The sequence below is a fragment of the Staphylococcus agnetis genome, from assembly GCF_011466855.1.
Taxonomy (GTDB): domain Bacteria; phylum Bacillota; class Bacilli; order Staphylococcales; family Staphylococcaceae; genus Staphylococcus; species Staphylococcus agnetis.
Genome location: NZ_CP045927.1, coordinates 2,188,485 through 2,215,180 on the forward strand (window position 1 = coordinate 2,188,485; position 26,696 = coordinate 2,215,180).

A 26,696-nucleotide genomic window follows, 5' to 3' on the forward strand; every position below is an offset into this window, starting at 1 on the left:
TACCTAAAATGATGATTAATAATATCCTATAAAAACATTTGACAGAAATAGTGCAATTATACATAATTGTAGTTAGAATTATTTGAATATTCTAATATGGAGTGAGTCGATGTCTTGCGTTCAGGATACTTTATTAACTATGACACCTTTATCATTTAATGAAATGAATGAGATTGCGCTCGTTTCACAGCAATTACAATTGATTGCCAACGTCAATCAATGTTATGCATTCATTGATTGTCAAAGTGATATCACTCAAAATCTTATTGTCGTCGATGAAGCGTTTCCTGAAGCAACTGAACATCCGTTATACCATTCGTCTGTCATTGGTGAATCGGTGTTAGAATCATTTGAGCCAGCCGTTTATCAATCATTTAAAAAAGGCATCACAGTCCATAACCATCGTGGCTTAAACCAGGAAGGCTTGTTAATTGAACAAAATGTGAGTCCTATTATTTATAATGCGCGTGTCATTGGAGTACTTGTTTTAGAGAAGAATATACGCAACTTACATATTGAAAATTACAATAGAGACGTCATTAATCGTATGACCTCACTTTATAGCTACGCTGAAACTGTAGGTTCTGATTTTGATATGACTTTATCTAATATTATTGAAGATGCTGTATTTTGTATTAATGAAGCATCAGAGATAAAGTACTTTAATATTGCTGCCGAAACACTATTAAGACAAATTGGCACTGAAAACACAGCGTTTTTAAACTTAAAGTTTGATAAAGTTTTTCCTGATTTAGAACGCTTTATTTATTCTAAACATTCCATTGAAATGATGGAATTAGAACTAAATCAAAAATTCTATGTCATCAAAAAGATTCATACGTCATTTGGATCAGAAAAACAAATTTTTGTTCTATTTAAAGATGTTTCAAAACTGAGGCATACTGAAAAAGCTTTAACTTCAAAAACAGTAGCAATGAAAGAAGTTCACCATAGAGTAAAAAACAATCTACAAACCATTGCTTCATTAATACGCCTTCAAATGCGGCATGACATTCCAGAAAACTTGCAAGTTTATTTTAAAGATACGCTCAATCGTATTTTAAGTATTGCATCCGTTTATGAAATTATTCTTTATGAATCGTCCAATGACAGTGCTGATATTGCGACGTTACTCAAAAAAATTGGAAATATGGTTATGACGACCCTCACCACTCACAGCAATATTCAAATCACCTATCAACTTCAGCCATCCGTATATTTATCATCTAATCAATCTGTCGCATTGGCTATCGTATATAATGAAGTATTACAAAACTGTCTCAAACATGCATTTCACCAAACACAACATGGTGAAATTAAGGTGCAATTATCCACTGATAATCAAAATCAAATTATACTCTCTATAGAAGATAACGGGGATGGAATTTCGAAAAGTAGTCAGACATCATTTGGGAGTAAAATCATACAATTAATAGTAGAAAATGATTTGGAAGGCACGCTCAACATCAACTCATGCCAAAAAGGAACTCAAGTCATCGTCATGTTTGACGTACATAAGGGGTGAAATGATGTCTAAAAACGTTCTCGTAGTTGAAGATGAAGCGATTATTAGATTAGATATTATTGAAATGATTAAAGATTTGGGGTATAAGGTGATCGGTGCTGTTTCAACTGGTGAAAAAGCAATCGAATTTGTTCATCGAAATCAACCAGATTTAATTTTAATGGATATCAAACTACCACAACTCAATGGCATTAAAGCGAGTAAGATAATTAGTAAAAAGTTTGATATTCCAATATTAATATTAACTGCCTATAGTCAACCTGAATATATTGAAGAAGCAAAAAAAACCAATATAATGGGCTATTTAATTAAACCCATTACAGAATCACAATTGCTACCGGCTATGGAAATTATTTTTTCTCAAAGTGCAAAACAACTTCAATTAAAACATGAGATTCAACATAAAGACACCGATTTAAAACATCGTAAATGCATTGAAAAAGCGAAAGGTTTACTCATGGAACATCAACATATTTCAGAGCAACAAGCTTACCGTAAAATGCGTAAACTCAGTATGCACCATCAAATGGAAATGTATAAGGTAGCCACTCAAATTATTAAGAAGTTAGATCATTAATATTAAAAGTGAATAAAACCAAGCAACGGCGCTTATTTGAAAATCAAATAGGCGTTTTTATGTTTTTTAGGGGGCATTTTTATGGAATTTGTAGGGAACGTCATTATTTATATTATTATGATTTGTGCAGTACTTGGTGCATTTGGGGCAATCAAAGATGCCAATACAGGCATTGGGAAAGAATTTATGGAAGGGATTTATACCATTGGGCCTATTTTTGCGAACTCAGCCGGCATCATGGCTTCCATTCCTTTTATTTCAAAATTTATAGAAAATGTTTTTGGACCTTTCTTTGAAAAAATAGGTGCAGATCCTGCCATTGCAGCGACATCCATTTTAGCGACTGATATGGGTGGTTATCAGTTAGCAAATGTATTAAAAGATTCTTATGAAGGATGGTTAATGGCCATGATTATTGGTTTTATGGCAGGTGCAACGATTGTTTTTTCTATTCCTTTAGGGTTACCAATGTTGGATAAACGAGACCATAAATATATGGCCCTTGGCATACTTTCAGGTCTGTTGGCCATCCCTTTTGGAGCGTTTATATCAACGCTTGTCATTATTGTCAGTCATTTAAAATTTCGGAACGTTATTGAAACTAAAGGTGCTGCCGCTAGCGTATTTGAACTGAGTTTGTCGTCTGTATGCATTAATTTATTACCTTTAATCATTTTTGTCGTTATCACGGCGGCTGGGTTATACTTTTTCTCAGATATTATGATTAAATTATTTATCATATTTGGAAAGGTGTTAGATACCGCGATTAAATTAGTGTTTGTGTTTTCAGTCGTTGAAATTTTCACTGGATTTTTTACACATACCTTTGGTGTTTGGGGATTTGATCCTATCATGGCAGATGACAAAGACCGCTTCAGAGCTTTAGAGAATGCTGGAAATATCGCCATAATGTTATCCGGTGCGTTTCCAATGGTGTACTTGATTCGTAAATATTTTACGCATTTCCTCACTAAATTTGGTAAACTCATTGGATTAAGCGAAGTAGGCAGTGCGGGATTAATCGCAACGATAGCGAATATTTTAGCCATGTTCAAATTGGTGAAAGATATGCCACCAAAAGATAAAGTCATTAATATCGCCTTTGGGGTATCCGCTGCGTTCTTATTAGGTGATCACCTATCGTATACCGCAAACTTTCAACCGTCTCTTATTCCAGCAGTAATGATAGGGAAGTTATCTGCGGGTATTTTAGGCATTATTTTCGCATATGTATTATGTGTTCCTAAGGCAAAAAAGCTAGAGGAAATTGATCGTAGGCTTGGCATAATTAAAGAAGATGAGTATATAAAATAAGAAGCATAGATAATAAATACCTTAGATAAATACAATTAAAGAATAATACCTCACTACAACTCAGGCTCTTTATATGATTTGTAGTAGTTTGATCCACCGATACTTAAAGCTGTTAAGCAATAACATACGTAACACCTTTAGAAATGCATATAAGAAGTCATTGCCATGCATTCGACAACGCAATGAACACATACAACATCTACTCAAATACACATTTTAAAAGCGGACCGAAAGTTAAACTTTTTTGTCCGCTTTTAAAAATTTTGTTTTCAATATATTGACGCATGATTAAAAATAGTTAGACGTGATACCGCCATCAACATTAATATTCGCGCCATTCGTCCAATCCGATTCGTCTGAGGCAAGATAAATGGCACAATTCACGATGTCTTCCGGTTTACCGAACCTTCCAGAGGGTTGACGTCCTAATCTGACATTCTTCGCTTCTTCATCTGAAACAAGCCATTCCATTAACAGTGGTGTTTCAATAGGTCCTGGACTGATGGCGTTTGTCCGGATGCCTTTAGGTCTAAATTGAATCGCAAGTGATTTTGTGAGTGCTACAACAGCACCTTTAGACGCAGTATACGCATCTTGTGGTACGGAACAGCCCATTTCTGCCACAAACGATGCAATGTTAATAATAGATCCTGACTGGTGTTTTTCCATTTCTGGAATAACATATTTGGTCATAAAGAATATGCCTTTGACATTAATATTCATCACTAGATCCCAGACTTCTTCTGACGTGTCTACAACAGAATGATCTGCGGCCGGCATCACACCTGCGTTGTTATAAAGTACATCAATTTTCTCAAAATCAGTGACGACACACGCAACAGCTTCTTGTACTTGTTGCTCATTTGAAATATCCACTTCATAAAAGCGGGCCTCTCCGCCTTGACGCGTGATTTCCTGCGCAGTAAGTTCACCGGCATCTTTATTTTTTTCGAAGACTGCTATGCGCGCGCCCTCTTTAGCAAACATAGTTGCAGCAGTTTTCCCCATGCCACCCCCTGCACCTGTAATAATACACACTTTGTCTTTTAATCTCATATTGGCTCACTCCCATACTATGTTCTAATTAACTTTGTTCAAAATAGCGTTGTCTTTCCCAAGTAGTGACGTAAGAATCAAAATCATTTAATTCGAGTTGTGCTGTGTGGAGATAATGTTTCCAAACATCCTCCCCTAGCACTTCTTTAACAACATCACTTTGTTTCCAATGTTGTATCGCTTCATGTAAGGAAGATGGAATTTGTTTTACCGATTGATTTAAATAGGCATTACCTTTAAGTTCCTCAGGTAACTCTAATTGGTGTTCAATGCCATAAAGTCCAGCACCGATTAACGCGGAATATGCTAAATAAGGGTTCATATCTGACCCAGGGATACGAGATTCAAATCGCAACGCGTGTTGATTACCTACAACACGGTAACCGGCGGAACGATTATCTCTACTCCATGCGATGCTAACAGGCGCCCAACTATTAGGTGCAAATCGTTTATAGGAGTTCACATGTGGTGCAAAGAGTAAGGCAAACTCTTGTGTATATGTCATCACACCTGCTAAAAAATGTTGCATCGTTTCAGACATCGGTTGCGCATCATGACCTGAATAAAAGGCATTTTCCTTCGTTCCTTTTTTCATTAAACTAATATGGATGTGACCACTAGACCCCGTCCATTCTTGAAAAGGCTTGGCCATAAACGTGACAGAATGATCATTTTGAATACAAATTTCTTTCATCCCATGTTTAAATAACACATGTTGGTCTGCAGCTTTTAACGCTTTTGAATATTTTAAGTTAATTTCATGTTGTCCTTTATACGCTTCACCTTTAGACGATTCGATAAAAATGTTCATTTTTGACATTAAATGACGAATTTTTTGATACAACGGTTCGTTTTTAGTCCCTTGTAATAAGTTATAATCTTCATTGAGATGCCCCGCTGGATTCAATGTGTTATATCCTCTATTATTAATCGCTTCAAAGGTATCTCTAAATAGGTAAAATTCCAGTTCACTTGCCAAATAAGGGTCGAAGCCGTACTGACTCGCTTTCTCCAATTGCTTTTTTAGAATGTTACGTGGCGCAATATCAATCAATGATGACCCATCTTCGGTGTAGACATCACATAAAACGAGCGCCGTCTTATCGAACCAAGGCACTACTTTCAAAGTGTCCCAATCAGGAACAGCAAGATAATCTCCATATCCTTTGTCCCAGTTCATGTATTCATATCCATCATTCGTATCCATTTCAAAATTGGTACCGAGTAAATAATTACAAAAATGTGTCCCTTCTGAAATATCATTTTCTAAACAATAATCTCCGGTCATACGCTTACCCATGATACGTCCTTGCATATCACAAAAACCAAGAACGACAGTATCAATGTCCCCTTGTTTAATTGCTGCTAACAATTCATCTTTTGAAATATTTCCTTCTAACGGTTGATTATGATTTGATTCATGTAACATAACCCATCACCCACCTCTATTTGTTTAACGTTAATGAAATGAACTTTAATTCTAAATATTCGTCTAAACCGTAATGACCGCCTTCTCTACCGAAACCACTTTCATCTATGCCACCAAAGGGTGCTTGTGGTAAACTGAGTTGCGTCCCGTTTACACCCACCATCCCAAACGCTAATTGTTCTGCTACTTGATGAACTTTATTAACATCAGAAGTAAAGAAATATGTCGCTAACCCTTGATGTGTGCGATTCGCGATTTCAATCGCCTCTTCATCTGATTTAAACGTGACGATAGGTGCGACTGGACCAAATATTTCTTGTTCTAAAATGGCCATCTCTTTTTCAACTCCATCTAAAATGGTAGGTTCAAAAAAGCTCCCTTTTCTATCCATTTTATGTCCACCCAACACTAATGATGCCCCTTGAGTAGTGGCTTCTGAAACAATATGAGCGACATTTTCTTGCGCTTTCGCGTTTATGAGTGGACCGACATTAACGTCTTTGTCATTCCATTGGCCAACTTTAAGTGCTTTTACTTTATCAATTAAGCGAGTTAAAAAGCGCGCTTTTAAAGCCTCATGGACTAAAATATAATTAATGCCATTACACATTTGACCGTTATTTTCAAATTTATTTTCAACAATATCTGACACTGCTTGTTCTAAGTCAGCATCTTCAAAAACGATTGCAGGTGCATTACCCCCTAACTCTAATGACAATCGGTTCAAATTTTGCGCTGATTTTTCGACTAACAATTTCCCTACTTCCGTCGATCCCGTAAATGAAATTTTTTTAATCACTTTGTGAGATAAAAACGCATCAGAAATCATGCTTGATGCCCCAGTTACGATATTTGCCACGCCGTTCGGTATGCCTGTCTGATTGAGTAAATCGATGAATGCAATCGCAATTTGTGGCGTTTCACTTGAAGGTTTTAAAACAAATGCACACCCCGTAGCTATGGCGGGTGCCACTTTCCGAGCTACCATAGCTGCCGGAAAGTTCCAAGGTGTAATTAATGCACATACCCCTACTGGTTGCCTGATGACCGATAATCTTTGGTGAGACTTAGAAGGCACCAAAATATCACCATTCATGCGCTTAGCTTCCTCTGCTGACCATCTAATAAATTTGGCACACACTTGTACCTCTCCTAAAGCTTCGTTAAGAGGTTTGCCTTGCTCTTGACTCAATAATTCTGCAAGCATGTCTTGGTTTTCCAGTATCTTATCAGCCCAAGACAACATATAGGTTTCTCTTTCTTCGGCTGCGTATGTTGACCATATTTCAAATCCTTGTTGTGCCGCATGAATGGCTTCGTCTACTTGATGAGGTGTCACTTTCGGCACCTGACCTATGACCGCTTCAGTAGCTGGGTTTATCACAGTCATTGACTCTGATGCCGTCACATGTTGCCCGTTGATAATATTAAAATTAAACTCCATATTTCCCCTCCTTACGCACAAAAAGGCACTAACAGTAGTCTGAACTACTCATTAGCGCCTTTGCTAAACTCTATTCACTTGATAAAATTGCTTCGTATGCTAAAACCTTACTAAATTTTCAGAAACTTGTCAATATTCTTTACTTATGGTTAAATGCATTTAAATGTAAACAAGGGGGCATTGACAATGACAGAGACACAACAATTATTGGAACAATTCGTATCAGTAGACAGTTCAAACATCGAAAATACCAATCACCTCATACACATGTGCAACGCATGGCTGCAACAAAATAACATTGAAACGACCATTTTATCTAATCAAGGTTATGATATTTTAATCGCCAAGATCGGCAAAGGGGACAAAAAAATCATCTTGAATGGTCATTTAGATGTTGTACCCGCACAATCAAAACTTTTCACTCCAAGGATTCAAGATGATAAAATGTACGGTCGTGGCACCGCAGATATGAAAGGTGGTGTCGTAGGGTTATTATTAACAATGAAGCGCCTTCATCACCTTGATTTAAACACTCAAGTTGAATTACACCTTGTGCCAGATGAAGAAACAGGTGGTCAATTTGGTGCACGTTATTTATGTGAGCAAAACATAGATGCGCAGTTAGTCATTTGTAGCGAACCTACCGACTTAGGCATTGGTGTTCAAGCGAAAGGTATTTTACAATTTGATTTAGTCATTAAGGGCAGTGCAGCACATAGTAGTCGACCGTGGGAAGGAGACAATGCAATTACAAAAGCACTCGACATACATCAGCGTCTACTCAACTTGCCATTTGCGAAAGCGTCATCAGAATTGTACGCATGCCCTTCTATCAATTTAGCCAAAATTTCGGGAGGCGACGTGTATAATAAAGTACCTGATACATGCGTAATGTCTTACGATATTCGATATTTACCCTCTCAATCAAAAGCCGACATCATTCAACAAATCGAAGCTTTGACACATACGCAGTTAGACATTCATTTAACTGGTCCACCAGTAACAAATGATTTAAACCATCCTGACTTTAAGTTGCTACAACAATACATTCTCAAGCACTCCCCTGAATCCACCGCGCACATGTTTGGACAGCATGGATTTGCAGATACACGCTACTATTCTGCTAAGGGCATACCTGCCATTGAATTTGGACCATCAGGGGGGCATTGGCACGGAGAAGATGAGTATGTTATTCTGAGCTCCATCGATACTTATACTTCAATTCTTGTAGACTTTATACAACATTATCAATAAAAGTCACTGATGTTAACGCGTCGTCCCTCAAGCATAACAGCCAACAAAGTTCATGTGCGCATGAATTTTGTTGGCTGTATTCATTGGGTCAAACGTGACATCAGAGGCATATGCCACCGATTTAAAATGTAAATAATAAGTGACCCATGAGTGCGATGATTGGTAATGCAATGACGGTACGCATTAAGAAAATCGCAAACAGTTTCGTTAAGCTCACTGGAATTTTTGAGCCTAAGATCACGCCACCGACTTCTGATAAGTAAATCAACTGACTAACACTTAATGCACCCACAACAAAGCGTGTTAAGTCATCTTTAACACCTTCAATGAGTAATGACGGTAAAAACATATCCGCAAAACCAATGAGTACTGTTTCAGAGGCTTCTTTTGCTGATGGCACTTGCAACAACTCAAATAACGGTAAAAATGGCAATCCTAATACGCGAAATATTGGCGTATATGTAGCTAAAATTGTAGCGATAGTCCCAATCGTCATAACAACTGGTAAGACAGCAAGCCACATATCAACGACTGTTTTCGTACCATCTTTGAAAAATTGTTTTACTCCAGGTGCTTTCATACCTTGAACTGTTGCTTGTTCAAAGCCATAAGCGACCGGATTTTTATTGCCTAAATTGTCTTCTCTTAACGTTTCATGTTTCAAATTGTTTTTAAACGTATCTGGTACACGGTTCAAAGGCCAGAGACGCGGTAAAATGATGGCACAAGCCAAGCACGCTAAAATGACAGTCAGATAAAAGTAATAAAAGTGCTCAGATAAATGAATCGTTTCAGCAATGACAATGACAAATGTGATCGATACAACACTAAACATCGTCGCAATGGTCGTTGCTTCTCGACGCGTGTAATACCCTTGATTATACTGCTCACTGGCAATCATCACACCAATCGTCCCATCGCCTAAAAACGACGCTAAGTTAATCACTGTTGAGCGTCCAGGTAGCTTAAATAATGGACGCATAATAGGTCTAAAAATGGGTCCAAAAAATTCTAGCAGGCCGTAAGACATTAAAAACGGTAAAAATAATCCTGCAAAGAAGAAAATCGTTACAAGTGTTGGCAGTAAACTACTGAAAACAAGATCACCTGTGTCTGCAGAATAAATGACTTCTGAGCCAACTTTTAAATAAATGAGCCATGCGAAAACAACTGCCAATAACCGTACAATCACCCATAAAGGACCTACGCTAAATGTTTTCGCCATTTGACGTTCTGGATTCAACCTATTTTTGTATAAAGTACTACATAAAATCGTTAATATTCCTGATAATGTAATGATTCCTAAAATAATAAAAGGCATCGCATCACCAATGATTGTTTTCATTGTGCTTGCTAGCCAAGCAATCGGTAATGTAGTTTCAGACTCTCCCTTATCATTTGTGACGCCGATCGGTAATAAAAATAAAAATATACCTATTAAAGACATGATTATAAATTTCAAGCGACCACGAACGATATCTTTCTTCTGATATGTCGTCATAATGTACTCCCCTTTACATTTGAAATCCCTTTCATCAATTGTGCCATAAAATAATAGTTAAAGGGGATTTTTTTTGCACAATACTCCAAAACTATAGCATTGCACACGTTTATATTTATTTCTTTATGTGTATAAGTATCATTCACGCGCAAAGTAACTCCTAACGTTTACGTATAAATATGCATTAAAACGCTTATTTTCACTTTTCTATTTTACATGAAATAGGCCTCAAATGCACCATTTTGAATAAATTGAAAATATGTAATTTTTTACTTTCATTCAATTTGGATGATGATGCAATGTAGATAAGAGTTGATCGTTTAAATACTTCGAAACATCGATAAAAGCCTTCGATATTCATCCGTAAAATGAATATCGAAGGCTTACATTGTCCTTTTGACATTGACACATTCCAATTATTTGAGATCTATTTATCCGCTAAAATCTCATTGTAACTAATTTCTTCACGTAGTCTTACCGCAATATCATGTTCAGTAATCTCGCCGTTTAATACCATTTCATCTAATACTTCTCTTTGAGTATAGACTGCATATAATTTCATACGACGCATCTGCTCATTCGCTTGACGTTCTTTGGGTTTTAAACGTGATTGACGATGGATACGTGTAAAATATGAAGTATTAATCATTCCTATTTCAAGCATATTGTGACTATTACGTTCTTTTGATAAACGTTCTGATACGCGACGATATACTTGATCTAAAGTTTTATCAAGCGCTGGAATATCAATGTTTTTCTTTAATTTTCCTGTGCGCGCGCGATAACGTAACACCATCATTTTAATTGTCATTTTAACTTTATCAATAAAGTCTGCTTCTTTAAATTGTTGAGAATTATCGACAATAATTCGATATTGTGATAATCCTTGTTTGTCAATTTTCCCTTCATCTACAAGTGCACTTAACGTCTCTTGTTCTACTTCTCTAGCTATTTCACTTAACCTACGGAATTCACGTGCATCTTTACGATGACTTTGGTTTCTAAGTAAAAACATGTATTCACTATAGTATTCTTGAACAACGGGTCCAAATGATTTTAATGTACACGCCTCAGGTGTCATTTTCATCCGATGAATGACTTCAGCCAAAATTTTAATTTTCGCATCAATATATGTGAGCCCACGATTGGGTTCGATTACTGCTGATTGCGTAATGAATGGTAAAACGACTTGAGCAATAATTAAACTCATTAACACCATCATCGTGGCGATAAAAATAAGATCATTCCGAAAATCGAATAATTGTTGTTGGCTTAAATATACAGGTAACGTTAACGCTAGAGAAACTGAAATCGTACCATGTATACCACACATCGTCATAATAAACGCATAATGCAAACGATTCATCGGTTCGGGTTGTGTCATATTTCCAAATGAAAAACGCGTATTTTGAGGATAGTAAAATGTATTAAAAAACGCATACACCCATAGAAAACGACAGACATATATTGCAATTGCAATCATAACTGTTACGCCTAATAAAAAGAGTAATTTCTCAGGTTCATTTTGAATAATTTCGACAATCACGCTCGGAACGATATAGCCTAAAATCACAAACACAAATCCGTTTAAGGCATAGCTTACCGTGCTCCAAATTTGGCCGTAGCTCATTTGGATTTCTGGTTGCGCACGTACGAGACGTTCACGTTCAAAACCATGAATAAGTCCTGCAATCACGACTGCAATAATACCTGACGCGTGCACTAATTCAGCGACAATATACACGACAAAAGGGGTTAATAATTGTATATAAATCAGCGTGTTATTATCTTTCAGCCCTTTAGTTTGTAAAATAATACGCAACCGTACTACGAGAATTCCGATGATTAACCCTATAATTAAACCTAATAGCGTCGATACCACAAATTTTTCTATTGCTTCTACTGCTGAAAATGTATGTACGATGAGTGCCGTGATTGCGATTTTGTAAGAAATAATCCCAGCTGCGTCATTCAATAACGATTCGCCTTCTAAAATTGTCATGGCCCCTTTAGGAAGCAGCTTCCCTTTCGTCATTGCTTTAACTGCGACGGCATCGGTAGGGCACAGTATAGCAGCAATTGCGAAAGCTGCTGCCATTGGTAAATCAGGCCACACCCAGTGTAAGAAAAAGCCGGCACCAATGACTGTCACGAAAACAAGCGCCATCGCCATTAATGTAATGGGTTTAATATATTGCAGTAACTTTTCACGATGAATATTCGACCCTTCAACGAATAATAAGGGCGCGATTACTGCAAGCATAAACACCTCTGAACTAAATTCAAAATGGATAGTAATCGGCACTAAAAAGAGAAACGCACCGAAAAGAATTTGTATGAAAGCTACGGGCACTTTAGGTATCTTTACACTCACAATAGAACTTAAAATTACTGCGACAATAAAAAAGATATACGCTTCTAACAACTGCATTGTGCATCACCCCTATAAAATATTTTAAGCTGTGTTTTATGCCAACACTTTTTATGATTTGAAAAAATGTTTAGGAATGTGACAGTAATCATTTGGGAAGTGATCTAGACGATCTTGATGTTCAGGTGCGCTTGGTACATAGCGCGAAAGTGCACATACTTCGACTTTAATTTTAGGCGCATCCGCTCGTTCTGCAATGAACTGACGTGCCTTTTGAAGATGTGTTTCACACGTACTATAAACTCCTGTACGATATTTCGGTCCTACGTCATCTCCTTGCCGATTGATCGCATACGGATCAATCACATCAAATAGCGCTGTCATAAGTGCTTCAACTGAAGTACGCTTCGGGTCAAATTCGGTTTTCACACACTCGACATATCCATCATAAGGCCCTTCTAATGACGCCGTAGCACCATTTGCGCGTCCTGCTTCAGTATTAATGACGCCAGGCAATGTTTTCACAAATGCTTGTACGCCCCACAAACATCCCCCAGCAAGATAAATGGTTTCCATATGCATCTCCTTTAACATGTGTTAATTTTATTATACATAACAATCCAACCCCACTACATTTCTCTAAACAAAATTATTTTATCCATATATGAATTATTTCGAATACCCAACGTTTTAACCTTTAATTTCTTCTTCACAAAACGTTCAAATTTCTCTAGAATCACCGCCATAAACCCATATAAAACAACCGTTTCAAGATTATTTTTAGGTTAACCTAACTTTTTATTTTACATGCTCGAAAAATTATGTTATCTTAAAAGTGTTCAAGATGATACCCTTACATTTTGAACACATTTCCCTTCAAAAGTATGAGCTGTGTTTTTTCTGGCATTACATCCTCCAAAAATGCATCGTAATTCAGAAATTACTCACACACGCTCGTCGTCCAAATCTGAAGACCTTAGAGGTAGGTTGGGTCCCCTACATAACATCCACCTCACCCGTATAAGGTCAACCTAATAGGGTGGTTATTGCGACAAAAAGCGATACACACATATGGTTCTCCTAAAAATGCGGTATGTTACATACGGTGTAACAGCCGATACGTTCAACCTATTTTAAAACCCTCAATAATATCCCTGACGTCTGGTCACGTCAGGGATTTGTTGTGTGCATGCGTTGAGATGGGACATAACACCTCTGATAATTAAAAATAAGCCAACAAAATTCAATAATACATGAACTTTATTGGCTAATATCTATCCATATAAATAAATTTAATTTTTAGTGATGGACACTATGATGAATTGTGATTGATCCCTTAGCTGAGACTTCTGAGGCATTATGCTGCAACCGAAAATCCATTTTGAGGTAAGACGCCTAGAAAAGCCAAGCGTTTGGGACAATCATAAATTGAAATGATTGATGTCCCCCTCATAACGTATTGATTATTTTTGTGTTTTTAACTTTAAAGGTATTTTGATTTCTTTGGTTACTTTTTTGCCATCCATTAATTTAAGAATGGTTTGTACAGCTTCTTTACCCATGAGATGGGGTTGTTGTGCAACAGTAGCTTCTAATTTATGGTTTTGAATGGCTTTCATCGCATCTTCATTACCATCAAATCCTACAACAACAATATCTTTATCACCAATGGCTTCGATCGCGCCCAAGGCCATTTCATCATTATGTGCGAAGATTGCTTGAATGTCCGGATGTGCTTGAATCATATTTTGAGTGACGTTCAAACCTTCCGCTCGATCAAATTTCGCACTTTGTTTCGACACGATATTTAATTCTTTATCAGCTATGTCATGGAATCCTTTACCACGTTCACGTGTCGCACTGGCACCAGGTACACCTTCTAATTCTGCCACTTTAGCATGTTTACCTACTTTATCCACGATGTATTGACCGCCCATTTTACCTCCTTCGACATTATCAGAGGCAATAAATGACGCGACATCGCCCTTATCTACGGAACGGTCTAATGTAATAACAGGTATGCCTTCATGATTAGCAGACTCCACTGCACTTGAAATGGCACTTGAATCTGTAGGATTGACGATTAAGTAATCCACTTGTTGTTGCACAAGGTCTTCGATATCGTTCGTTTGTTTAGCAGAGTCATCACGTGCATCTACTACTTTTACGTTCATTCCTTGTTGTTTGGCTTCTTTTTCAATATTGTCTTTTATCGTCACAAAGAATGGATTGTTTAATGTTGAAATACTCACACCAATTGTAATTTCGGATTTTTTCTTCGACGTTTTGCCACTATTATCTTTTTTTACCGGAGATTCTAATGAACATCCTGCCAATACTATCATACAAGCTACGATAAATATGACTATTTTTTTCATTTCTGACGCCCACTTTCTGTTATTTTTTACGATCGATTAATACCGCAATTAAAATGACGACACCTTTAACAACTTGTTGATAGAAGGAAGAGACACCTAGTAAATTCAAACCATTATTTAAAACGCCAATGATAAGTACACCTATCAGTGTTCCGACTATACGTCCTTTTCCACCTGTTAAAGACGTCCCCCCTAACACAACTGCTGCAATCGCATCTAATTCGTATGCAGTACCTGCAGTTGGTTGAGCTGAATTCAAACGTGAAGTTAAAATCGCACCTGCTAATGCAGACATTAATCCTGAAATACCATAAATTAAAATTTTCACTCGATTGACTTTAATACCTGAAATTTTAGAAGCAATTTCATTACCACCAATCGCATACGTATGACGTCCGAAAATTGTTTTATGTAATAAAATAAATAACACGATGAAAACGATAGTCATCGTTACAGCAGGGACAGGTACCCCGAAAAAATACCCTTTTCCAAACAATTGAAATAAATAATTATCCCCGAGATTTGTAATTGGATTACCATCCGTCACGACAAGCGTTAATCCTCTAAATATCGTCATTGTTGCCAATGTAGCAATAAACGGTGCCATATTGCCTTTTGTCACAAACAGACCGTTCACAACACCTAAAATAAAACCAATCAGTACACCAAGTATTATCGCTATAATTGGATCGACACCACTTGTTATCATCAATGCGATACACGCTGAAGAGAGCGCTAAAATAGAACCTACGGATAAATCAATGCCCCCTGTTAAAATAACAAACGTCATCCCAAATGCAATTAACCCATTTATAGAGATTTGTCTAAGTAAGTTCAGTAAATTGGATAAATCTAAAAATGCAGGATTGAGTACACTAATCATGATAATGAGTAAAATGAGTCCTAAAAAGGGAATCAATTTTTCAAGCCACGTCGTTTTAGCTGTTAACTGTTTCATCTAATTTTCCTCCTGTCGCAAGTGTCATAATGTTTTCTTCTGTAATACGTTCACCTGTTAAGTCACCTTGGATATGGCCTTCATGAACAACCATCACTCGGTCACTCATTCCGATAATTTCGGGTAATTCGGATGAAATCATAATAATAGATACACCCCGTTCAGTGAGCTCATTCATAAGTTGATAAATTTCTCTTTTTGCACCAACGTCAATCCCACGTGTAGGTTCATCAAAGATAATGATACGTGGCGCTGTACCTATCCATTTTGCTAACACAACTTTTTGTTGATTTCCTCCAGATAGCGTAGAGGCCGGACGTTGATGTGGTGTTTTAATATTAAGTCGTTCACGCATTGAATTAACAAATTGATTTGCTTCTTTCTCTTTTACGAAGCCGTATTTTGAGAAACTTTTTAAGGACGGGAGTACCATATTGTCACGAATCGAAAAATCTAAAATGAGCCCTTCATCTTTACGATTTTCAGTAATCAATGCGAGTCCATGTTTCATCGCATCTTCTGGAGAGTGAATCTCAACACTTTTTCCCGCTATTTCTACATGGCGACTGCCTTTATCCACACCAAAAAGACTGCGCATCATTTCTGTGCGACCTGCTCCCATTAATCCACTCACGCCAAGAATTTCACCTTTACGCAAATGGAACGCGATGTCTTGAATTTGATGTTTCTCATTCGAAAGTCCTTTAACGTCTAAAATGATAGCTTCAGGATGATAATGACGTTTTGGATATTGGTCTTCTAAATCTCTTCCAACCATCGCTTTCACGATATCGTTGTAAGCGGTTTCTTCGACAGGTTTAAAAAATACCGTTTTCCCATCACGCATGACTGTGATATCGTCGGCAATTTCAAATATTTCAGCCATACGATGTGAAATATAGACAAACGCTACGCCTTGCGCTTTTAAACGGCGTATCATATTAAAAAGTTGAGAAATCTCTTTATCGGTGAGCGTCGCTGTCGGCTCGTCCATCACAATCACTTTTGCATCTGTCATTAATGCTTTCGCAATTTCAATCATTTGTTGTTCACCGATAGAACAGTGTTTAGCTGCTTTATGTAAAGGGATATTGAAATGTAATTGTTCAAAAATAGCTGACGCTTGACGTACCATTTCATTAGTTTTTAACACGCCCCACTTATTTTTAATTTCTTTACCGATAAACATATTTTCTAAAACCGTTAATTCCGGCCATACGTTCAATTCTTGATGGATAAAGGTCACACCTTCTTGTTCCGCTTCTTTCGGATTTTTGAACGCTTTAGACTGTCCAAAAAATTGTATATCCCCTTCGTCTTTTTGATGCATACCGACTAATATTTTCATCAAGGTGGATTTACCCGCACCATTTTCACCCATCAAGGCATGCACGGTACCTGGTTTTAAAGTAAAGTCGACACCTTGTAACACTTTATTTTCTCCAAATGCTTTATGAATATGACGCATTGTTATCATGTCGCATTCCTCCTAAAATAAAACCGCACTTTGTAAAATAATATTGGCATAGGGTGTGGCTTCACCCGTACGTATAATTGCTTTAACGTGATGCGATTGTAATTTCAATTCATCATGGGACACACTATTCAGATTTGGAATGTCATCGTTCAAATCATCAAATAATACGGTATTGTGGGTTTTCATTTCTTCCGCAACGATAGCTGTTTCAATCGCCATATGTTTTGACACTTCTGTGTAAACATCCCGAAATGAGGGTTGCCCAAATGTCAATGCAAGGTCAATGCGCTTAACACCATCAGGAATCGGCAAACCACAATCTGCAATCAAAATTTGATCTGTATGCCCCAATTGGCTTAACACTATTGAAATGTCACTGTTTAAAGTTCCGGTTTTATACATTCAATTCACCTTCTATATCTTGCCATGTCGGCATACCACCTTGCGCGCCCATGCCTGTCACTGAATAACTCGCTGCGAGATTCGCAAGTTCAATGGCTTTATCTAAAGCAAATCCTTTTTGCAACCCTACCGCGAGCGCACCGTTAAACGTGTCTCCCGCGCCAGTAGTATCTTTAACGTCTCGCTTAAATCCTTTTACCGTCACATGGTTTTCTCCGTTAAAATAACGCGCGCCTTTATCACCAATTGTGACGATGAGTTTATTTGGATAACGTTCTAATGCTTCATCAAGATCTTCTTTAAATAAGGCAGCACTTTCCGTTTCATTAGGTGTAAGATAATCAGCATTTTCAATAACCGCCTCATCGATGTCACGATATGGCGCAGGATTTAATATAGAAATTACTCCATGTTGTTTACAATACGCGAGTACCCTTGCCACCGTGTCAGCTGGAATTTCTTGTTGAAGTAATACAATGTCACCTTCTTCAAGTTGTGCTAATTGGTCTTTAATGTTCCTAAACGTCACTTCGTTGTTTGCGGAAGGGACCACAATAATACTATTATCATTGTCTGCTAACGTAATATGTGCGGTTCCTGTAGCCATATGCGGTACGATATTCAAATGAGTCACATCCACTTGATTACGTTTGAAATTCTCAACAATCTCTTGGCCAAAATCATCATCGCCGATACACCCAATCATATGGACATTTTCGCCGAGTCGTGCTGCAGCTACAGCTTGATTGGCTCCTTTACCCCCAGTTGTTCTAAAAAACGATTCCCCGAGAACGGTTTCACCTTTTTTAGGCACCACTCTTGTTGATACGACTAAATCTATGGATACACTGCCAATGACATAAATATTTTTCATTTTTGAGACCTCCTCGTTGATTGTCTGTGAATGACTGTCACGTCTAACTTTGAAGCTAATTTTGACGTGCGCCCTTCTAATTGATCAATTAATTGTTCTGCGGCTCGTTGTCCAAGTTCATAAGCAGGTTGACGTACGGTTGTTAAACTTGGCACAAACATCTCCGCAAAAGGAATATCATCATAACCAATGACTTGAACATCATCCGGCACTACTTTCCCGAGACTGTGCAACCATTTCATCACTTTAAACGCCATGACATCGTTACTACAAATGACACTATCAATACGGCGATCACGAATGTAGTATTCAAATTTTTCCACATCTAATACTGCTTCATCTTCCGTTTCAACATGCACATTTGCCTGTTGTAATACGTCTTGTGCTGCTGTAAAACGGGCACAAAAAGACGTAAATGTTAAATCTTGATGCAATAGTAAAACGTTAGAAGCGTGACCGCGTAATATCGTGTTCGCTTGTAAGGTGCCGCCTTTCGTGTGATCTGCCTCAATACATGCGTCACCTTCAGTCACACGATCAATGAGAATATATGGAGTCTGGAATGCCTGTAACGTTTGAAACGCCTTAGCGGTTGAAAGTTGAGAAGCAATCATGCCACTACATTGATTCATTTGAAACATCGATAAATAGTTTAATTCTTTCGTTTCATCCATGGCGCCGTTACCAATCATAATGTAATAGCCCCGTTCCATCGCCTTATCCTCAACCCCTCGCGCTACGATTGTAAAAAAAGGATTGCTCATATCAGGCAACAATAACCCAAGCACTTTTGATTTTTTCATATTTAATGTGCGTGCAACTTCATTAGGTTGATAGTTCAATTTTTTGATTGCCGCATCAATTTTGTCACGTGTTTCTCGCTTAACATAACCATTGCCATTAATCGCTCGTGATACGGTCGCAACAGACACTTTCGCGTGCTGTGCGACTTCTTTAATTGTCGCCAAATGATCACCTCATCAATGTGTAAACGTTTACATATAAATTAGCACGCTTTTACATATTTATCAAATTTATATTTTTTCAATAAAAAATAAGGCCAAAACGATAGTCTTGACCTTAAATAAAAAGTACATTACATCTTTATACGTTATTTTTGATTGTTTCAGGCATGGCTTGATAACCTTCACGAACGTTAATAATGTGTTGAAAGCCTTTTTGTTCTAAAATTCCAACTGCGATGGAACTTCTGACACCAGATTGACAATGTACATAAAGTGGTGCTGATTTGTCTAAATCTATTGCGGCTTCCAACAATTGACCGTGCGGAATATGCAATGCTCGGTTTAAATGTCCGGCTGCCCATTCTTTGTCATTCCGTACATCAATAACATTGGTTTCCTCACCAGACATGTCACCGCTATGAATTGATGTAGTCACTATTTCAAATGTAGGCGCTTTATAACTTTTAACGCGATCAAATCCAATCAGCTGTAATGTTTGAACGGCTTGTTTAATGGTTTCATAGTCTCCAATCAGTTGAATATCTTGGTCATAATTCAAGTACCAACCGATTTGGTTAATAAAGTTTTTATTATACGGCACATTGATAGACCCTAACGTATGTCCACCATGGTAGGCTTCTTTCGAACGTAAATCGAATGCTGGTGTGTTCTTATCATTTTCAAGATATACGCGATAAGGTTGAAATGCTTGTGTGCCCCATTGATTGATACGCTTCATTTCAGCAAAGTGTTTCGGTGGGGCCGGTTGATCTGTCGTTAATGTTTCAATAAAATTCGTTTCATCTTCTATTTGAAACGCCCAATTGTTGATTTTTTCATAGCCTAGAGTTGACATTGGAATAGCACCTAACGCTTTACCGCATGGGCTACCCGCACCGTGCCCCGGCCAAATTTGAATATAATCAGGATAGGCTTTAATCATTTGAACTGATTCAAACATTTGTTTCGCACCTTTTTCAGTAGATCCTGCCACTTGTACCGCTTTTTCAAGTAAGTCTGGACGTCCAATATCACCAACGAAAAGAAAATCACCACTGAAGAGGCCCATCGGTACGGTTGCGCCGCCACCAAAATCTGTTAACAAGAAACTGATACTCTCTGGGGTATGTCCAGGTGTATGCAATACTTTTAATTCAATATTACCTACACGAATTGTATCCTGATGACCTACAAATACAGTTTGTTCCGGCATATTCCGATAACCAAGACTTTCTTCACCTTCTTTGGACACATAAATGGTCGCGTCTAATCGATTGGCTACTTCACGTATACCAGAAGCATAATCCGCATGAATGTGTGTTTCTGCTGCTTTCGTAATTTTGAAACCTTCTTGTTCTGCGAGTGCAACATATTGTGTCAAATCACGTATCGGATCAATTATCATGGCTTCACCCGTACGTTGACACCCAATTAAATAAGATGCTTGTGATAAATGGTCATTGTAAAACTGTTTAAAAAACATATCAATATCCTCCTAAATAAATAGATTATGTCGTGCCTGTTCTGTGTCACCAATATACGCGCCCACACCACCAAAAGTAACTTCTTCTCTCAATTCTTCTTTCGAAATGCCCATCACGTCCATACTCATCGTACACGCGATTAATTTCACATCTTGCTCAATAGCTTTTTCGATTAGTGTAGGTAAGGTTTCAACATTTTTCTTTTTCATAACATAACGCATCATCACATTACCTAATCCAAACATATTCATTTTAGAAATTGGCATATATTCCGGTTGACTTGGTAACATCATATCGAACATTTTTGCGATACCTTTTTTCTTCACAGGTGATTGATTAATTTTTTTCAGTGCATTCAGTCCCCAAAATGTAAAGAAAATACTGACGTCTCGACCTGCAGCTTTCGCGCCATTCGCGATAATAAGTGCCGCTATAGCCTTGTCTAATTCACCGCTAAACAAGACAATCGTCGTGCCATTGCCTTCGTGTGTCACGTCCATAGTTTTGTCTTTAGTTTTTTCAATCACTGCATGAATATGATCCACATTTTCTTCTAACATAACAAGATGATATCCTCTTTGTTTTACCCAAGCTTGAATATCTTGTTTAAATCCAAAATCAGTGACAGAAACTTCAAGTTGTTCGCCTTCTGACATTTTCGTCATTTCTTTATTGATTTCGACAATGGGTCCTGGACATTGTAAACCACTAAAATCGCGCTTTATACGATTTGCTTTTAATTCATGACTATGAGATATATTTTTATGTGTGTTTGGCGTCTCAATATTTGAAAGTTGTTCTTTTATCGCATCAAATCCACCATCTAAATTTACAACATTGTACCCTTTTTCGGATAAAAACTCTGCTGCTTTTTGACTTCTAGCTCCACTTCTACAATGAATGTAGTACGTGCGTTCTTTAGGGAAATCGAATGTTTCTATTTGTTGTACGGGATGTAAAATCGCCCCATTAATATGACCGATTTCATATTCTTCACTCGTTCTTACATCTATCAATTGCTGTTGTTGACCTAATTTTTCTAATTCACATTGATAAAAATTTGTAATATGCTGTGTTTTAAATTTTGTCATTATTTTCCTCCTCTAAATACCTATAGGGGTATGTTACCAAAACAACTTCAACTTGTCAAATACCATAAGGGGTATTTGACAAATCATTTCTTTCCTTTTATGCTAGGATTACTTTCAAATTTTATGGAGGACTAAACTATGGAATATGATAAAAAATTAGTGAACCGCATAAAGCGTGTTCAAGGGCAATTAAATGGTGTCATTAAAATGATGGAAGAAGATAAAGAGTGTAAAGATATCATCACACAATTGAGCGCATCGAAAGCATCTATTCAACGTTTAATTAGTATTATCATTAGTGAAAATTTAATAGACTGCGTCAAACAAGCTGAAAACAATGATGAAGATGCACAACAACTGATTAATGAAGCTGTAGAATTATTAGTGAAGGTGAAATAACGATGTGGTCTGAAATGTTATTACTATTTGTGATCGGTATCTTTGGTGGCTTTATTTCTGGCTTAGTAGGGATTGGTGGTGCCATTATTATTTATCCTGCGTTATTACTCATTCCACCTCTATTAGGCTATCCAGTTATGACAGCTTATATCGCTTCTGGATTAACGTCCGCACAAGTATTTTTTAGCACATTAAGCGGTACATTTTCCGCGCGCAAAAAGAAGGAATTTTTACCTCAACTCGTCCTCTATATGGGGGGAGGAATGTTTGTAGGTAGTATTACTGGGGCAGTTATTGCGGATTGGCTTAACGCTTCTTTTGTGACAACAGTTTATATTTTTATCGCAATTCTTGCACTTGTTTTATTATTTTTTAAAGTGACACCGCGTGATGAGACACCGCACTTTAATCGCCTGTGGTTAATCATGATTGGGGTTATCATTGGAGCCGTATCAGGGATTGTTGGTGCAGGTGGTGCTTTTATCATAACACCGATACTCCTTGCAATATTTAAATTACCGATGAATACTGTTGTCGCAAATAGTATTGCCATTGCGTTCATCTCATCCGTAGGTGCATTTGTGACAAAAGCCGTACAAGGCTATATTCCCCTTGACTTGGCATGTGCCATTATATTAGGAAGCATTATTTTTGCACCCATTGGATTAAAAGTCGGACGCCATATTCCAAGTACCGTTCAAAAAGGCATTATTAGTCTATTGATTGTTATCGCCATCACTCAACTCGTTTTTTAAACTGAAAAAGCCTACCACGCTCTTGTGGTAGGTTTTCTTATTTTATTCGCGTATGATGTCTATCTATCTTTAAATTTTAAATAAGTCATTAAAAGATTCTGCCATGGTCGGATGCGTGTAAATCATATCACGCATCACATCATAGGTAGTACCTTGTTTCATCGCTAAATGAATGAGATTAATCAATTCCTCAGACTGTGCACCGTACAGCGATGCTCCTAATATGAGGTTCGTATTGGCATCAATAACCACTTTAAATAACCCTCGTGGGTCATCATTAATTTTATGACGTGGTATTTGTTTTACCGGAAGTTGACCTTCTTTAATATTGAACCCTTCTTTTTGCGCCTCTGCCGCTGTTAAACCTATACGAGATAACGGCGGATCGATGAATACCGTATAAGGTATCTCACCACGGTTCTTAGTTGTACGTTGTCTTGTCCCAAATACATGATCATGTATGATACGAAAATCATCTAAAGAAACATATGTGAACTGTGGTCCTCCTTTGACATCACCCACGGCGTAAATATGAGGCACAGCCGTTTGAAGGTGCGCATTCACTTTAATTTCACCTTTGTCACCAAGTGCTATTCCTACGTTTTCTAAGCCAATATCTGTATTCGGTGTTCGACCTGATGCAAGTAATATCGCATCTGCGTGAAATGCGCCATTAGAAGTTTCAATAACCGCTTCTTGTACAGTGTCACTTATTTTTTCAACCTCTACGCTTGTCACAATACGCACACCTTTGCTTTCTAAATCTTGAGTCACTTCTTTAACGATAGCGTCATCTTCATTGCTGAGCACATGCGTATGACGCTCAAGAACAGTCACTTCTGTACCAAAACTTGCGAAAAGGGAAGCAAATTCTAAGGCAATATAACCACCACCAATGATGACTAAGCGTTGCGGTTGAGAAGAAAGTGCCATAACTCCCGTAGAATCATAAACAAATCGAGACGTCTTGACACCTTCAATCTCAGGTATCACAGGTGTTGCACCGGTATTAATAATCATCACGTCGCCACGAATCATTGTTTCATCTGTTACACCCTCGATACACACCTCATGTTCTGATTGAAATGTTGCTTTTCCATCATAAACATCAATGTTAGGATCATCTGCGAGATTAAGATAATTTTTTTGATTTAACGCTTGTACTACTTCTGTTTTACGTGTCATCGCTTCTGTAAATGGCAACGTTTTACTCGCTTGGATTAATGTTTTAGATGGGATACAGCCAATATTGATACATGTACCGCCATACATTTTAGGGGATTGTTCAATCACTGCGACTTTTTTTCCTTTACTTGCCGCCGTTTTAGCAAATGTTTTTCCAGCTTTACCAAATCCAATTACGACAAAATCATATGTTTTCATAGTGTGGACTCCTTTAATATTTTTTCTAAAATTGTGTGTATTGTTTGTCCATCGTAAACTGCTTTTGACCGTGCAAATTCCGCGTCATAATAAGTAGTCATGATGCCCCCTATTTCTCTTGAAATAAGACATGCATTTTCGGACGCTCCGGTTAATAAACGTTGATCAGTCATGTGCTGTGGGACGAACATGTCGTACAAAGTTGTAAGTGACGCATTCGCTGTGTGTTGATTGGCTTGATAGCCACCTTGCTTTCCACGATGTGTTTCAATCAGTCCCGCTTCAATTAATTGCGTTGTCACACGGCGAATTTGTACAGGATGTATACAAACAGACTCCGACAACGCCTTACTGCTCCATCGTTCACCCTTATGTTTCACTAAAAAACACATCACATGAATGGCAATATTAAATTCAAGGTTCATCTTATCACCTCTTAATGTAACTATTCCAATTACATTTAAACACATATCTATTCATTACACCACTTAAACGCTTTATACTGCAAAAAAATCGGGTTAAACATAGCATCTTTTTAACTTAAAAAGCCGACAAAATCCATTTGTACATGAACTTTGTCTGCTATTCTATTGATTAATAAATGGATAAACATTATTTCGATGGAGCACTCCTCCGTACTTCTATGACATTTTGCCAAAAAGGAAAATCCATAATGCTCGGGGGATATTAAAAAATTCACTTATACAACATTGATGGCCGTGCTGAATAGTTTACCGATATGCTATGTTATCTTTCTACAACTTACGCTAATTGTCCACCTGTTCACAAACGTTCATAGATAATTTGAAAAAATAACCCATTACTTTCTTAACGTCTTCATGTTCCAGAGGCTAGGACAAGAGGTCTCTGTAATGCAACGGTAAGAATAATTTAGGATGGATATGATGTAAGGTCGTCATTTTACACAATCATCCAGCGACAATGATTTTTATATTTTTCATGGATGTCATACATTACGGGGATGCTTTTGTTAGGAAAGTCCCAAATATGCTTAATAAAACTTGGTTCTAATATATCAGGATTTGCGCCTGGGCCTTTCTCTCGAAATTTGTCAGTCACAAAACGATATATCACACGCAAGATACACTTCCATTTAGGCGCCCGTAACCAAATCACCAAGTCTGCCCGTTGAATACGCATTTCAAGTGTGTCTTTGTAGTTTCCGTCAATAATCCATGTGTCCTTAGAAATAACGTGACTTAAACGTGTTCGAAGTGCTTCTTCAGACGTCGTTTGATTACCTTCCCAAAATAATGCATCCATATGATAGAGTGGTAAGCCTGTATGTTGAGCAATACGATAGGCAAGTGTCGATTTGCCTGTTCCTGGAGATCCCATAATCACAATACGTTGTACCATTTTCGTCACCTCATCTTTGTTCTGATAAAATACCGTCCTCCATATGAAAAACACGGTCACAATAGTCTGTCAGTCGTTCATCATGTGTCACAATGATACATATTTTGTCACGTTCTGTCGTGAGCTTTTGTAAGATTTGAATGACTTCTAACGCATTTTCAGTATCAAGTGCAGCCGTTGGTTCATCAGCTAATATAATGGCAGGATTCGTGTACAACGCTTTTGCGATAGCGACCCGTTGTTTTTGCCCTCCTGAAATTTCATTTGGTAATTTATTTTCAAGTTCCGTTAATCCCAGTTGATGCATAAGTGCCTGATACGCCTCTAAATGCATCACATCTTTTTTGGATTTTTTAAGTAATTGAAATTGTTGTTTGACTGTAAGAAATGGGACTAAATTCGTGGATTGTAGCACAAATCCCACTTCATTCATACGTACTTTGGATAACTGTTTTTGGTTCATATTTGTAATATTTTTATTGTTAATAAAAATTTCACCATGTGTGGGCGTTTGAAGCGCACCTGCCATCGTTAAAAAGGTACTTTTACCAGAACCTGAGGGGCCTACAATCGCAATCAATTCCCCTTTTTGAAATTGAAGCGTCGTCGATTTGACCGCTTCTATCATTTGACTGCCATCTTTAAATGATTTTGTTACGTTTTTAAATACCAACATATG

At 37.5% G+C, this 26,696-nt stretch carries 24 protein-coding genes; 6 read left to right on the forward strand and 18 right to left on the reverse strand.

The features are described 5' to 3' along the window. The first annotated feature begins 109 nt into the window (after window positions 1–109). The 3 genes from GJE18_RS11060 to eutH all read left to right on the forward strand — a co-directional run bounded on the left by GJE18_RS11060 (window position 110) and on the right by eutH (window position 3,416). Window positions 110–1,525 (forward strand): sensor histidine kinase, encoded by a 1,416-nt coding sequence (locus GJE18_RS11060; protein ID WP_060551956.1) that lies wholly within the window; start codon window positions 110–112, stop codon window positions 1,523–1,525. A 4-nt stretch (window positions 1,526–1,529) separates the two neighbouring features. Continuing rightward, entirely contained in the window at window positions 1,530–2,102 is a 573-nt protein-coding gene (locus GJE18_RS11065; RefSeq protein ID WP_107368390.1) for an ANTAR domain-containing response regulator, read from the forward strand. Between the two features lie 81 nt (window positions 2,103–2,183). Next, on the forward strand, window positions 2,184–3,416 hold the full coding sequence (gene eutH / locus GJE18_RS11070) for an ethanolamine utilization protein EutH (protein ID WP_060551960.1): 1,233 nt from the start codon (window positions 2,184–2,186) through the stop codon (window positions 3,414–3,416). A 288-nt stretch (window positions 3,417–3,704) separates the two neighbouring features. On the opposite strand, the gene GJE18_RS11075 is transcribed toward eutH, so the two are convergent. From GJE18_RS11075 to GJE18_RS11085, 3 genes are read right to left on the reverse strand one after another with little or no spacing between them, the layout of a single operon-like run. Next, complete coding sequence (locus GJE18_RS11075) at window positions 3,705–4,472, reverse strand: SDR family NAD(P)-dependent oxidoreductase (protein ID WP_060551962.1); 768 nt, start codon at window positions 4,470–4,472, stop codon at window positions 3,705–3,707. 28 nt (window positions 4,473–4,500) lie between these two features. After that, window positions 4,501–5,901 carry a glutamine synthetase family protein gene (locus tag GJE18_RS11080; RefSeq protein ID WP_060551964.1) on the reverse strand — a complete coding sequence of 467 codons (1,401 nt, stop codon included), beginning with the start codon at window positions 5,899–5,901 and terminating at the stop codon, window positions 4,501–4,503. A gap of 16 nt (window positions 5,902–5,917) precedes the next feature. Beyond that, window positions 5,918–7,345, reverse strand: coding sequence for an NAD-dependent succinate-semialdehyde dehydrogenase (locus GJE18_RS11085; protein WP_107368391.1), 1,428 nt, complete (start codon window positions 7,343–7,345; stop codon window positions 5,918–5,920). A gap of 186 nt (window positions 7,346–7,531) precedes the next feature. On the opposite strand from GJE18_RS11085, the gene GJE18_RS11090 reads away from it, so the two are divergent. Beyond that, a complete protein-coding gene (locus GJE18_RS11090; protein WP_060551973.1) occupies window positions 7,532–8,599 on the forward strand; it encodes a M20 family metallopeptidase in 1,068 nt (355 codons plus the stop codon). A 121-nt stretch (window positions 8,600–8,720) separates the two neighbouring features. On the opposite strand, the gene GJE18_RS11095 is transcribed toward GJE18_RS11090, so the two are convergent. From GJE18_RS11095 to GJE18_RS11145, 11 genes are all read right to left on the reverse strand, one after another. Then, entirely contained in the window at window positions 8,721–10,100 is a 1,380-nt protein-coding gene (locus GJE18_RS11095) for a YjiH family protein (protein ID WP_037565736.1), read from the reverse strand. 427 nt (window positions 10,101–10,527) lie between these two features. Next, entirely contained in the window at window positions 10,528–12,531 is a 2,004-nt protein-coding gene (locus GJE18_RS11100) for a cation:proton antiporter (RefSeq protein WP_060551975.1), read from the reverse strand. Between the two features lie 51 nt (window positions 12,532–12,582). Next, the gene (locus GJE18_RS11105) at window positions 12,583–13,047 is read right to left on the reverse strand and encodes a peptide-methionine (S)-S-oxide reductase (RefSeq protein WP_107368392.1); all 465 of its coding nucleotides are present in this window, start codon (window positions 13,045–13,047) and stop codon (window positions 12,583–12,585) included. 887 nt (window positions 13,048–13,934) lie between these two features. Then, a complete protein-coding gene (locus GJE18_RS11110; protein ID WP_060551977.1) occupies window positions 13,935–14,849 on the reverse strand; it encodes a D-ribose ABC transporter substrate-binding protein in 915 nt (304 codons plus the stop codon). 19 nt (window positions 14,850–14,868) lie between these two features. Continuing rightward, on the reverse strand, window positions 14,869–15,807 hold the full coding sequence (locus tag GJE18_RS11115; protein WP_060551978.1) for an ABC transporter permease subunit: 939 nt from the start codon (window positions 15,805–15,807) through the stop codon (window positions 14,869–14,871). Continuing rightward, window positions 15,788–17,284, reverse strand: coding sequence for a sugar ABC transporter ATP-binding protein (locus GJE18_RS11120; protein WP_107368393.1), 1,497 nt, complete (start codon window positions 17,282–17,284; stop codon window positions 15,788–15,790). Before GJE18_RS11120 ends, GJE18_RS11115 begins: the two co-directional genes overlap by 20 nt. A 12-nt stretch (window positions 17,285–17,296) precedes the next feature. Beyond that, window positions 17,297–17,686: a D-ribose pyranase gene (rbsD, locus tag GJE18_RS11125; RefSeq protein WP_060551980.1), complete on the reverse strand. Its 390-nt coding sequence runs from the start codon at window positions 17,684–17,686 to the stop codon at window positions 17,297–17,299. Further along, window positions 17,679–18,560, reverse strand: coding sequence for a ribokinase (gene rbsK / locus GJE18_RS11130; RefSeq protein ID WP_165886155.1), 882 nt, complete (start codon window positions 18,558–18,560; stop codon window positions 17,679–17,681). The genes rbsD and rbsK overlap by 8 nt, the downstream gene beginning before the upstream one ends. Further along, entirely contained in the window at window positions 18,557–19,528 is a 972-nt protein-coding gene (locus GJE18_RS11135; protein WP_107368395.1) for a LacI family DNA-binding transcriptional regulator, read from the reverse strand. Before GJE18_RS11135 ends, rbsK begins: the two co-directional genes overlap by 4 nt. Before the next feature lie 136 nt (window positions 19,529–19,664). Then, window positions 19,665–21,008: a persulfide dioxygenase-sulfurtransferase CstB gene (gene cstB, locus GJE18_RS11140; RefSeq protein ID WP_060551983.1), complete on the reverse strand. Its 1,344-nt coding sequence runs from the start codon at window positions 21,006–21,008 to the stop codon at window positions 19,665–19,667. A gap of 12 nt (window positions 21,009–21,020) precedes the next feature. After that, entirely contained in the window at window positions 21,021–22,100 is a 1,080-nt protein-coding gene (locus tag GJE18_RS11145) for a DsrE/DsrF/DrsH-like family protein (RefSeq protein ID WP_165886156.1), read from the reverse strand. 138 nt (window positions 22,101–22,238) lie between these two features. Between GJE18_RS11145 and cstR the strand changes: the two genes are divergently transcribed. Both cstR and GJE18_RS11155 read left to right on the forward strand, forming a co-directional pair. Further along, window positions 22,239–22,499 (forward strand): persulfide-sensing transcriptional repressor CstR, encoded by a 261-nt coding sequence (gene cstR, locus GJE18_RS11150; RefSeq protein ID WP_039643759.1) that lies wholly within the window; start codon window positions 22,239–22,241, stop codon window positions 22,497–22,499. 2 nt (window positions 22,500–22,501) lie between these two features. After that, the gene (locus tag GJE18_RS11155; RefSeq protein ID WP_060551986.1) at window positions 22,502–23,254 is read left to right on the forward strand and encodes a sulfite exporter TauE/SafE family protein; all 753 of its coding nucleotides are present in this window, start codon (window positions 22,502–22,504) and stop codon (window positions 23,252–23,254) included. Window positions 23,255–23,323: 69 nt separating this feature from the next. On the opposite strand, the gene merA is transcribed toward GJE18_RS11155, so the two are convergent. From merA to GJE18_RS11175, 4 genes are all read right to left on the reverse strand, one after another. After that, window positions 23,324–24,637, reverse strand: coding sequence for a hypothiocyanous acid reductase MerA (merA, locus tag GJE18_RS11160; RefSeq protein WP_107368397.1), 1,314 nt, complete (start codon window positions 24,635–24,637; stop codon window positions 23,324–23,326). Then, entirely contained in the window at window positions 24,634–25,062 is a 429-nt protein-coding gene (gene hypR, locus GJE18_RS11165; RefSeq protein ID WP_107368398.1) for a redox-sensitive transcriptional regulator HypR, read from the reverse strand. The genes merA and hypR overlap by 4 nt, the downstream gene beginning before the upstream one ends. Before the next feature lie 496 nt (window positions 25,063–25,558). Continuing rightward, window positions 25,559–26,017 carry an AAA family ATPase gene (locus GJE18_RS11170; protein WP_060552516.1) on the reverse strand — a complete coding sequence of 153 codons (459 nt, stop codon included), beginning with the start codon at window positions 26,015–26,017 and terminating at the stop codon, window positions 25,559–25,561. Window positions 26,018–26,027: 10 nt separating this feature from the next. Then, window positions 26,028–26,693, reverse strand: coding sequence for an ABC transporter ATP-binding protein (locus tag GJE18_RS11175; RefSeq protein WP_107368399.1), 666 nt, complete (start codon window positions 26,691–26,693; stop codon window positions 26,028–26,030). Between the last annotated feature and the right edge of the window lie 3 nt (window positions 26,694–26,696).

Bases quoted from the DNA above. Each gene is read 5' to 3' on its own strand.
- GJE18_RS11060 (WP_060551956.1), top strand. From the start codon at position 110: ATGTCTTGCGTTCAGGATACTTTATTAACTATGACACCTTTATCATTT.
- rbsD (WP_060551980.1), bottom strand. From the start codon at position 17,686: ATGTATAAAACCGGAACTTTAAACAGTGACATTTCAATAGTGTTAAGC.
- GJE18_RS11095 (WP_037565736.1), bottom strand. From the start codon at position 10,100: ATGACGACATATCAGAAGAAAGATATCGTTCGTGGTCGCTTGAAATTT.
- cstB (WP_060551983.1), bottom strand. From the start codon at position 21,008: ATGTTTTTTAAACAGTTTTACAATGACCATTTATCACAAGCATCTTAT.
- GJE18_RS11085 (WP_107368391.1), bottom strand. From the start codon at position 7,345: ATGGAGTTTAATTTTAATATTATCAACGGGCAACATGTGACGGCATCA.
- rbsK (WP_165886155.1), bottom strand. From the start codon at position 18,560: ATGAAAAATATTTATGTCATTGGCAGTGTATCCATAGATTTAGTCGTA.
- GJE18_RS11075 (WP_060551962.1), bottom strand. From the start codon at position 4,472: ATGAGATTAAAAGACAAAGTGTGTATTATTACAGGTGCAGGGGGTGGC.
- GJE18_RS11175 (WP_107368399.1), bottom strand. From the start codon at position 26,693: ATGTTGGTATTTAAAAACGTAACAAAATCATTTAAAGATGGCAGTCAA.
- GJE18_RS11120 (WP_107368393.1), bottom strand. From the start codon at position 17,284: ATGATAACAATGCGTCATATTCATAAAGCATTTGGAGAAAATAAAGTG.
- GJE18_RS11170 (WP_060552516.1), bottom strand. From the start codon at position 26,017: ATGGTACAACGTATTGTGATTATGGGATCTCCAGGAACAGGCAAATCG.
- GJE18_RS11065 (WP_107368390.1), top strand. From the start codon at position 1,530: ATGTCTAAAAACGTTCTCGTAGTTGAAGATGAAGCGATTATTAGATTA.
- merA (WP_107368397.1), bottom strand. From the start codon at position 24,637: ATGAAAACATATGATTTTGTCGTAATTGGATTTGGTAAAGCTGGAAAA.
- hypR (WP_107368398.1), bottom strand. From the start codon at position 25,062: ATGAACCTTGAATTTAATATTGCCATTCATGTGATGTGTTTTTTAGTG.
- GJE18_RS11115 (WP_060551978.1), bottom strand. From the start codon at position 15,807: ATGAAACAGTTAACAGCTAAAACGACGTGGCTTGAAAAATTGATTCCC.
- GJE18_RS11100 (WP_060551975.1), bottom strand. From the start codon at position 12,531: ATGCAGTTGTTAGAAGCGTATATCTTTTTTATTGTCGCAGTAATTTTA.
- GJE18_RS11155 (WP_060551986.1), top strand. From the start codon at position 22,502: ATGTGGTCTGAAATGTTATTACTATTTGTGATCGGTATCTTTGGTGGC.
- GJE18_RS11145 (WP_165886156.1), bottom strand. From the start codon at position 22,100: ATGACAAAATTTAAAACACAGCATATTACAAATTTTTATCAATGTGAA.
- GJE18_RS11105 (WP_107368392.1), bottom strand. From the start codon at position 13,047: ATGGAAACCATTTATCTTGCTGGGGGATGTTTGTGGGGCGTACAAGCA.
- cstR (WP_039643759.1), top strand. From the start codon at position 22,239: ATGGAATATGATAAAAAATTAGTGAACCGCATAAAGCGTGTTCAAGGG.
- GJE18_RS11080 (WP_060551964.1), bottom strand. From the start codon at position 5,901: ATGTTACATGAATCAAATCATAATCAACCGTTAGAAGGAAATATTTCA.
- GJE18_RS11090 (WP_060551973.1), top strand. From the start codon at position 7,532: ATGACAGAGACACAACAATTATTGGAACAATTCGTATCAGTAGACAGT.
- GJE18_RS11110 (WP_060551977.1), bottom strand. From the start codon at position 14,849: ATGAAAAAAATAGTCATATTTATCGTAGCTTGTATGATAGTATTGGCA.
- eutH (WP_060551960.1), top strand. From the start codon at position 2,184: ATGGAATTTGTAGGGAACGTCATTATTTATATTATTATGATTTGTGCA.